Raw genomic sequence first — 6,832 nt, forward strand, 5'->3', positions numbered from 1 at the left:
ACTTGCTTATGGAATCCGCCTACTCTCGTTGAAAAGTGATTTTTTGCTAAAAAACATACTCTACTTTTGTTATTTATAGAATAATGTGTAACTTTGCAAATCAAATTCGAATTATGAAGAAGAACTTTTTCATTACATTGGTTTTAGTCCTGTTTATGACAAGTTGTGCTCGTGAATATAACCAAGTTTACAAGAGTAGCGACTATACCTACAAATATGAGTATGCAAAAGAATGCTTTGCGAATGGAAAATATAGTTTTGCCGTGCCTCTTTTGCAAGATCTCGTAACCATCATGAAAGGCACGGATAATGCCCAGGAATGTCTGTATATGTTGGCAATGGCAGAATACGGATTAAGGGATTACGAGGCTGCCTCTGAAACTTTTAGAAAGTATTACCAAATCTATCCTAATGGTGATTACGCGGAAATGGCTTCATTCTATATTGGGCAGAGTCTTTATTCCGGCACTCCGGAGCCACGATTGGATCAGACACCAACTGTGGAGGCTATTGCAGCTTTTCAAGACTATTTGGATGTCTTTCCGAATGGAAAAATGAAAGGAACAGCTCAAAAGCGATTGTTCGAGCTTCAAGACAAATTGATACGTAAAGAATTTCTCAGTGCTAAATTATATTACAATCTTGGAACATATTTCGGCAATTGTTCAAACGATGGTGGCAACAACTACCAAGCATGTATCATTACTGCTGAGAACGCTTTGAACGATTTTCCCTATACACCTTTGCGAGAGGAATTTGCGGTGCTGGTTATGAAAAGTAAATTTGAACTGGCGCAGATGAGTGTAGAAGAGAAGAAAGTGCAAAGATATCAGGATGCTGAAGATGAATGTTACGGATTTATTAATGAATATCCGGATTCAAAAGAACGAGCTACAGCTGAAAAGTATATTGAGAAGTGTAAAGAATTTACGAAAGAATAATTAGGAAATATAAACAATACATCGAATGGATTACAAAAAGTCAAAATCGCCTGTAAATACCGTCACTCGTGACGTTTTGGAACTTTGGAAAGAAACAGGTAATGTTTACGAGAGTGTTGCGATTATCGCAAAACGCGCTAATCAGATTTCAGTTGAGATTAAGCAGGACTTGAGTAGAAAGTTGGCAGAGTTTGCTTCTTATAACGATTCCTTGGAGGAAGTTTTTGAAAACCGCGAACAAATTGAAATAAGTCGCTACTACGAGAAACTTCCCAAACCTACATTATTGGCAACTCAGGAATTTTTGGAGGGGAATATTTATTGGCGTGATCCGGCTAAGGATAATTTGGAAGAAGAAGAAATTTAGGAATGATACAGCGTAAACAGACAATTTTTCTTTTTCTCTCCTTTGTCTTGGTACTGACTTGCTTGTCTTTGCCCATAGGTTGGTTTGAACCTAATGGAATGTGTGTGGCGAGCAAGATGCTCAACTTATGGATTGTTGATGGAAATGGGGCAAAGGATTTTAGCGTTTGGCCTCTATTCGCAATACTCCTTCTTACGTTGCCTCTCCATCTCTTCGCGATTTTCGATTTTCATCATCGGAAGCGACAGATGCTGACTTGTAATATTCTTATGTTGCTGCTTGTTGTTTGGTACGTTGCGTATATTGTTTTTAGCAGAATATCCGGCAATAACACCATTTTTCATTATCAAATAACAGCTTGCTTTCCTTTTGTCGCTTTCGTTTTAGTGATTTTGGCAAAGAGGGCAATAAAAGCTGATGAGGCTTTGGTAAGAGCAGCTGATAGGATTAGATGAAAATTTGACTTTTTAATCATGAAACGGGCATTTGCTATTGAAGCAAATGCCCGTTTTTAAATAGTCTTTTTACGTATTTGTCGCTCTGTTGTTAATACGAACGTGCAATTAAAACACGGTACTTCGCCGGCTTTCCGCTCACCATGTCAACTCCTTCAGTCTGTTCGAACATGAACGGTACGCATCGTATGGTGGCTTGCGTGTCTTCCTTGATTTTCTCTTCTGTCTCTGACGTTCCATCCCAATGACAGAGGAAGAATCCGCCGTCTTTTACTTTCTCCTTGAATTCTTCATAATCATCACATTCGTAGATATGTGCATCGCGGAAGTTTACGGCTTTCTTGTATATGTTGGTTTGAATTTCCTCAAGCAGTTTGTTTACATATTCCACTATGCCATCGAAGCTGACGCTTTCTTTCCCTAAAGTGTCGCGTCGAACCACTTCTATCGTATTATTCTCCAAGTCTCTTCCGCCCATGGCAAGGCGTACAGGAACTCCTTTCAGCTCGTAATCGGCAAATTTGAAGCCGGGACGTTTGTTGTCCGCATTGTCAAATTTTACGGTAATGCCCAGTTTCCTTAATTGGTCAATCACCGGTTGCAGTTTGTCGGAAATTGCCTTCAGCTGTTCCTCGCCTTTGAAAATAGGAATGATCACTACCTGAATGGGGGCTATTTTAGGCGGAAGTACAAGTCCGTTATCATCAGAGTGGGTCATGATGAGGGCACCCACTAAGCGTGTGCTGACCCCCCATGAGGTGGCCCAAACATATTCGGGCTTGTTTTCCTTGTTCAAGAAAGTTACACCGAAAGATTTTGCGAAGTTTTGTCCAAGGAAATGCGATGTACCACTCTGAAGAGCTTTTCCATCTTGCATCATCGCTTCAATGGTGTAGGTGTCCAATGCGCCCGCAAAACGCTCCGTTTCGCTTTTTACTCCCTGAACCACAGGGATTGCCAGCCATTGTTCGGCAAAATCGGCGTATATTTTAAGCATTCTCTTTGTTTCCTCTTCGGCTTCCTCACGTGTGGCGTGAGCTGTGTGTCCTTCCTGCCATAAAAATTCAGATGTGCGTAGAAACGGACGTGTGCGCATTTCCCAACGCATCACGTTGCACCACTGGTTGCACATCAATGGTAGGTCGCGATAGGAGTGTATCCAATTTCGATAAGTATTCCAAATGATGGTCTCGCTGGTGGGACGAATGATTAATTCTTCTTCCAACTTTGCGGTGGGATCAACTTCCACAGCATCACCTTCTTCATTGGATTTTAGGCGATAGTGAGTTACCACAGCACATTCTTTAGCGAATCCTTTCACATGCTCTGCTTCTCTTGAAAGAAAACTTTTTGGGATAAGCAATGGAAAATAGGCGTTTTGTACACCTGCTTCCTTAAACATCTTGTCGAGTTGTGCCTGCATCTTTTCCCAGATGGCATAGCCATAGGGCTTGATAACCATACATCCGCGTACAGCTGACTGCTCTGCCAAATCTGCTTTCACCACCAAGTCGTTGTACCACTGTGAATAATTCTCGGCTCGCTTGGTAAGATCTTTGAGTTCTTTTGCCATAAGTATTTCGTTTTTCTATTTTCGTTCTGATGATAGGAGTTTCCCTTGTGATTTTAGGAATTTTCCCTACGTATATGGGGCTACTTAGCCTTATCTTTGTGCAAAAATACAAAAAAATGTTGGCAAACGCTTAAATAAAGAACAATTTGTTGTATCTTTGTATTAGATAGCAATCGAAAATGGGATAGTGTTCTATAAATATAGATAATAATTAACATAAGATTTTTTGAATTATGAAGAATTTAAAGACATTCACAGTAGGATTATGCGCATTGACATTAGTATCAAGTTGTGCAACAAAACAAGGTACAGGCAGTTTGATAGGCGCGGGTAGTGGCGCGGTTCTTGGCGGAATTGTAGGAAATATTATCGGTAAGAATAGCAAAGGTACAATGATTGGCGCGGCTATCGGAGCTGCTGTTGGAACAGGAGCAGGAACATTGATAGGACATCACATGGATAAAGTGGCACGGGAAACCGCGGCTCAGGTGCCAAATGGTAAAGTTGAGAAAGTAACGGATGCCAATGGGTTGGATTGCGTGAAAGTAACGTTCGATTCAGGTATTCTTTTTGCGTTGAATAGTGCAACGTTAAGTGCTACCTCAAAGAGCGAATTGGCGAATTTCGCAAGCGTGATGAAAAAGAATTCTGATTGTGATGTGGCAATTCAGGGCTATACAGATGCTTCCGGAAACGATGAAATCAACATTCCGTTGTCAGAGAAAAGAGCAAAATCGGTTTCTACTTATTTGCGTTCACAGGGAGTGTCGGCTGCACAAATTCGCACGGTAGAAGGCTTGGGTAGTGCAAACCCCATAGAAGATAAGCGTGTAAGTGCTGCCAACCGTCGTGTGGAAGTTTATTTGTATGCATCCCAGAACATGATTAACGCGGCAAACAACGGAACTTTAAAATAAGCAAATTAGGTATTTGAGCTTAGTTCTTAAAACGTCAAACAACCGCCTCTTGCAATCCAAGCAGGCGGTTGTTTGACGTTTTCTTCCCTTATGTCATTACTTTGTCATTCATAAGTTTCATGACATGAAAATGGGCATACGCCGAAAATGATAGGAAACATGTATGGCATTGGGGTAATTCTCATGATCCGAATCAATGGAAGTTGCTGATGAGTCTGTTACAATTTACTTGATGGATATCTTAATTTACTTGATGGATATCTTTGGTTTTATCTTGGCTTTAATCATTCCATTTTTCGATAAAGCATAAAAAAGGGTGTGCCTATTGACACACCCTTTTGCTTTATATCATGGTTTCTGCTTTATTCGGCATTTCTCACCGAATGTTGCTGCGTATTTCCAACCATAATCATTGTCCGTCGTCCCATACATCCATATCACATTCCACCTGCTTTCCATAGGCTTCATCCGTATTTTCATCTTTCCTTGCAATGGTGACGGTGTCCATCATGCCGGCGTTCGTGCTCATTTTGATGATTTCGATGCGTGGCTGCAAGTATGTACGCTTGTCGCATATAGTCTTGTTCATATTCTTTTCTCCTATATTCATATTTATTTCTACTTCAACATTTTCTTTCCCTGAACTATATACATACCCGACGGCAGGCTGTCGAAGTTGGTGCCCACATAGCGTCCGTCAATGGTGTATATCTGCTGTACACCTTTCTGTGCATCGGTGTTTCCTGTCACATCGTTGATGCCCGCCGGTTTATTGTCCTCTGTGAGTAACAACACAAACTGCCTGGCCGGGGAAGCAGTCGGCTTAAGCATAATGCACCCGCGGAAAGGAGGTATGAGTTTACCGAAACCTGTCTTTTCCGGCATTCTTTTCCACATATCGTTTCCGTTTTCATCGCGACCCAGGGTCCAAGGGTTGTCTTCCCGACTACCTCCCCCCGGCACACGTGGAATTTTTTCGGTACTACCGGTGAACACGTAGCTTTGGTCTGTCACACCCCGGGTAGAGAATTTTGGCTTTAATCTTCCACCATGATTTTCATCATACTTGTCATTGCCAGACGCAGCAATTACCACCGGATTGTCAATCGCTTCGAAATTCTGAGAGGTGTAGTTCCCACCATTGGTGATGCGCAGCAAATAGGGTGTGTTTGCCTCGAGTGTGCTGCCGTCGGGGATTGACTTAAACACATAAACTTCTTCCATTTCATATTCACCGGTGTATTCGTTTATTTTACCCGTGCTTCTCTCTGTTTGTAAGTCCAAATTGTATGCGCGTATGCCGTTGTCTTTCGGCAGTTTCACGGCGTATGGCAGGAAGACGGTGAAGCAGTTTTTACCGGAGGCAAAATCAGAGAATTCGCGGTAGGAGGTCAGAGAGTTGTCGCCTTCATAATGGCTGATGGGTAACCCCGTATTGTAACCACGGTTTACGGTGATGTTGTTAATGGTCATGTTGCATCTGTTGTAAACTGCTTGATTGGCTTTGATGGCATAAGGGAACTCATATTCTGCGCCATCCTGCAAGCTCAGTTTTGTGCATGAGCCATTGCTCTTGACAAAGTTCACGTCCTGACCTTCCGCAAAGGTGATGTCCGCTGCATCGGGAAGATAAACGACGGTGTGGGTTGGAAGCCCTGCCGTGATGGTTTTGTTCGGGTTGGTGTCCGTGTCAAATTCACGCGACAAATTCTTCAGGTTGTTTTTGGCCTCTGTGCTTTTCATGTTGCGCAGGTCAAGATACTCCAAGTTGTAGCATCCTCTAACAATGCCTTCGCCAATCTTGCAGTCGTTGGAGCCTATCACTTTAAGCCCTGTCAGCTTGCCGTTGCACGCAAAAGCTTCATCGCCAATTTCTGTAACGTTATCAAGGATTTCAAAATCGCCTGATATACAGCCATGTTTGAAAGCCCTTGCACCTATTTTCGTTACTACAGACAAGTCGTTGAAACTAAGGATACCGGCATTTTCGAAAGCTCTTTCTTCTATGGAATTCTTCACTGAATAGGGAATGACAAATTTAGGTAAGTTTGTGAAAGCATTTTCAAACATGCCTGTAGGGATGGTTGTTGGACCGTCATCCAAACTTACAGTGCCGCTGAATTCAGCAAAAGATTCCACACCCGAACGTTGGTCAGTGCCTGCGGGTAGATTGTTATACATGTCAGTAATTTTGGTATCTGTGGTTGCTTCGCCAATCTTCGCTGTTTTAGGGATGGGTGTTGTGATCTTAAATTTGTCTCCCTTGAAAGCCTGATAACCCACGAATGTTATTTGTGAACACTCAAATTTTGACGTTGAAAAACTTCCTTCAAAGGCTTGAGGACCTATGGCAGTCTTGCCAGGAATTATGATAGGTTGAAGATTTTTCGTATGTTTAGTTGAGCTTTTGTTACTTTTTGTAGTAATGCCGCTATAAGGTTCCAAATTGGTCTTGTAGAAGGCACGCCAACCAATGTACTTCAGACTTTTTGGGAAATTAATCATCGTGACACTGCATTGATAAAAGGCGGCATCCTCAATGGCTTCTATCCCTTCAGGTGTCTTATACGGATTTAGCT

At 42.1% G+C, this 6,832-nt stretch carries 7 protein-coding genes; 4 read left to right on the plus strand and 3 right to left on the minus strand.

Annotated elements, in window-relative coordinates:
• Positions 1-113 precede the first annotated feature (113 nt).
• The 3 genes from ETF27_RS06175 to ETF27_RS06185 are packed head-to-tail and all read left to right on the plus strand — an operon-like array spanning position 114 to position 1,763.
• A complete protein-coding gene (locus ETF27_RS06175; protein ID WP_130829238.1) occupies positions 114-941 on the plus strand; it encodes an outer membrane protein assembly factor BamD in 828 nt (275 codons plus the stop codon).
• A gap of 25 nt (positions 942-966) precedes the next feature.
• A complete protein-coding gene (locus ETF27_RS06180; protein ID WP_130829240.1) occupies positions 967-1,308 on the plus strand; it encodes a DNA-directed RNA polymerase subunit omega in 342 nt (113 codons plus the stop codon).
• Between the two features lie 2 nt (positions 1,309-1,310).
• The gene (locus ETF27_RS06185) at positions 1,311-1,763 is read left to right on the plus strand and encodes a DUF4293 domain-containing protein (RefSeq protein WP_130829242.1); all 453 of its coding nucleotides are present in this window, start codon (positions 1,311-1,313) and stop codon (positions 1,761-1,763) included.
• Positions 1,764-1,854: 91 nt separating this feature from the next.
• Here ETF27_RS06185 and proS read toward each other — a convergent pair whose 3' ends face one another.
• The gene (gene proS, locus ETF27_RS06190) at positions 1,855-3,336 is read right to left on the minus strand and encodes a proline--tRNA ligase (RefSeq protein WP_147785599.1); all 1,482 of its coding nucleotides are present in this window, start codon (positions 3,334-3,336) and stop codon (positions 1,855-1,857) included.
• Between the two features lie 233 nt (positions 3,337-3,569).
• Here proS and ETF27_RS06195 point away from each other — a divergent pair, with 233 nt between their 5' ends.
• A complete protein-coding gene (locus tag ETF27_RS06195) occupies positions 3,570-4,253 on the plus strand; it encodes an OmpA family protein (RefSeq protein WP_130829246.1) in 684 nt (227 codons plus the stop codon).
• A gap of 409 nt (positions 4,254-4,662) precedes the next feature.
• Here ETF27_RS06195 and ETF27_RS06200 read toward each other — a convergent pair whose 3' ends face one another.
• The gene (locus ETF27_RS06200) at positions 4,663-4,863 is read right to left on the minus strand and encodes a hypothetical protein (RefSeq protein ID WP_130829248.1); all 201 of its coding nucleotides are present in this window, start codon (positions 4,861-4,863) and stop codon (positions 4,663-4,665) included.
• Positions 4,864-4,871: 8 nt separating this feature from the next.
• The coding region (locus ETF27_RS06205; protein ID WP_147785601.1) for a leucine-rich repeat protein at positions 4,872-6,832 on the minus strand (1,961 nt) is incomplete at its 5' end.

The sequence above is a fragment of the Prevotella brunnea genome, from assembly GCF_008016795.1.
Lineage (GTDB): Bacteria > Bacteroidota > Bacteroidia > Bacteroidales > Bacteroidaceae > Prevotella > Prevotella brunnea.